This window comes from Halobacterium sp. CBA1126 (assembly GCF_009741975.1).
Classification (GTDB): Archaea; Halobacteriota; Halobacteria; order Halobacteriales; family Halobacteriaceae; genus Halobacterium.
The window spans coordinates 1-2,011 of sequence record NZ_WPCF01000189.1; the positions used below are offsets into that span (position 1 = coordinate 1).

Here is a 2,011-nt window from a genome sequence, read left to right on the forward strand (position 1 = left end):
GTGAACGGCAGCGAGCGCGTGCGCCTCGCGGCGACCAGCGGCTTCGGCGGCCGGAACCCCGTGCCGATTTCCGCGGTGCAGTTCCGCTACGAGAACGGCACCGTCGTCGGCGCGGACGCCATCGACGTCTCCACGCGCGACCAGCGCACGGTAATCGACCTGCCGGCGGCCGACGGCACGTTCGCGTACACGGGGGCGGCGAGCTCGCGGTCGGTGACCGCGCCCCTCGACTTCGAGGGCAGCCACGAGGTCGTGTTGCCGCCGGGGATGCGCGTCTCCTTCCCGCTGTTCGGCGACGTCTCGCCGGGCGGCTACGAGAAGTCCGTCGAAGACGACCGCGTCCACCTGCGCTGGGACTCGCTGTCGAGCGCGACGGTCAGCGTGGAGTACTACTTCGAGCGGGACCTGCTCATCTTCGGCGGCGTCGTCGGCGTGCTGGCGGTCGTCGCGGTCGGCGGCGTCGTCTACTACCGGCTGCGCATCCGCCGGCTGGAGCGCGAACGCGAGCGCTCCGGCCTCGACTACGAGGAGTAGGCCGCGGGGACGTGACTTTTCACCGTCCGCCGTCTACGAGCGGGCATGCAGGTTGCGGTGGTCACGGTCGGCGACGAACTCCTCACCGGGGACACCGAGAACACGAACGCGTCGTGGCTGGGCGCGCGGCTCACCGAGCGCGGCGCCAGCGTCGAGCGCGTCCTCGTGGTGCCCGACGAGCGCGACGCCATCGCCGGCGAGGTCGGCTCGCTGGCCGACAGCTACGACGCGGTCGTGGTGACGGGCGGCGTCGGCCCCACGCACGACGACGTGACGATGGACGGCGTGGCGGCGGCCTTCGACCGGGACGTCGTCGAGCACGCGGACGCGGTCTCGTACTTCCAGACCCACGACAGCTACCAGTTCGCGGAGCTCACGGACGGCACCGCGGCGCTCCCGGCGGGCGCGCGGCTGCTCGAGAACGAGGTCGGGGTGGCGCCGGGCGCGGTCGTGGAGAACGCGTACGTGCTCCCGGGCGTCCCCGCGGAGATGAAGGCGATGTTCGAGTCCGTCGCCGACGAGTTCACGGGGACGACCAACCACGTGGAGTTCGTCCACGTCGACGCCCCCGAGAGTTCGCTGGTCGGCCCGCTCGAGGAGCTACGGTCGGCCTTCGGCGTCACCGTCGGGAGCTACCCCGGCGACGGCGTGCGCGTGAAAATCCAGGACGAGGACGAGGAGACGGTCCGCGAGGCGGCGGCGTGGCTGCGCGAGCGGGTCTAGCGGTAGAGGTAGGCGGTCCACGCGACCGCGAGCACGACGCCGAGTATCGTGACGGCCCAGCCGACGGAGTTGATGGGGAGCGTTGCGCCCTCGGTCGCAGCCAGCAGGTAGCTCATGGGCGGGTGTTCCCGCCGCCCGGTCTTAATTCTTGGTTCACGGCTCGACGGCGTCGCGGACGACCGCGACGACCTCGCGGCCGGTGAACTCGCCGCCGGCGTCGAGGGAGACGAGGTAGCCCGAGCGGTCGTCGGTCGGGACGTGGACGACGACGCCGTCCGCGAAGAGCCGGACGGTGGCGTGGAGGTCGCCGAGTTCGTACAGCGACTCCTGCCGGGGCGAGGACAGCACGTCCAGCACGAGGTCGTCGGCGATGTCGTCGATGGAGGCGTCGCCGTAGCCGTCGGCGACGTCCTCGCGCATGTACTCGACGCGCCAGTTGCTCCTCTCGTGGAACCCGACGACGCGGAGCGCGTCGCCGACGCGGTCCCGGAGGGCTGCGGCGATGTCGGCGTCGGGAGTCGGCATCGTCGTAGTCGGCGCGCCGCGAGCGCTTCAGCGTTTCGAAGCGGTCGGCTTTTCGGCGCGAACGCCCTCCGTTTGGGTATGCGAACTGTCGGCGTCGTCGTGAACCCCATCGCGGGGATGGGCGGTCGCGTCGGCCTGAAGGGGACAGACGGGAACGTGGAGGCGGCCCGCGAGCGCGGCGCCGAGCAGCGCGCCCCCGAGCGCGCCCGGGACGCCCTCGACGCGCTCC

General features: G+C 72.0%; 3 protein-coding genes and 1 pseudogene. 3 read left to right on the top strand and 1 reads right to left on the bottom strand.

Annotated elements, in window-relative coordinates; translation table 11 throughout:
* Together GJ634_RS15715 and GJ634_RS15010 are read left to right on the top strand one after the other, a co-directional pair.
* Positions 1-534: DUF5803 family protein (locus GJ634_RS15715; protein ID WP_197425559.1), on the top strand; the 534-nt coding region annotated here is incomplete at its 5' end.
* 45 nt (positions 535-579) lie between these two features.
* Positions 580-1,257 (top strand): molybdopterin-binding protein, encoded by a 678-nt coding sequence (locus tag GJ634_RS15010; RefSeq protein WP_157503636.1) that lies wholly within the window; start codon positions 580-582, stop codon positions 1,255-1,257.
* A 153-nt stretch (positions 1,258-1,410) separates the two neighbouring features.
* Here GJ634_RS15010 and GJ634_RS15015 read toward each other — a convergent pair whose 3' ends face one another.
* Positions 1,411-1,782, bottom strand: a complete 372-nt coding sequence (locus GJ634_RS15015) for a hypothetical protein (protein ID WP_157503637.1) — start codon at positions 1,780-1,782, stop codon at positions 1,411-1,413.
* A gap of 78 nt (positions 1,783-1,860) precedes the next feature.
* Here GJ634_RS15015 and GJ634_RS15020 point away from each other — a divergent pair.
* A pseudogene (locus GJ634_RS15020) lies at positions 1,861-2,011 on the top strand (N-acetylglucosamine-1-phosphate uridyltransferase); the annotation flags it as partial.

What these genes read in the sequence shown, in the direction of transcription:
- GJ634_RS15010 (WP_157503636.1), top strand. Translation starts at nt 580, where the DNA reads ATGCAGGTTGCGGTGGTCACGGTCGGCGACGAACTCCTCACCGGGGAC.
- GJ634_RS15015 (WP_157503637.1), bottom strand. Translation starts at nt 1,782, where the DNA reads ATGCCGACTCCCGACGCCGACATCGCCGCAGCCCTCCGGGACCGCGTC.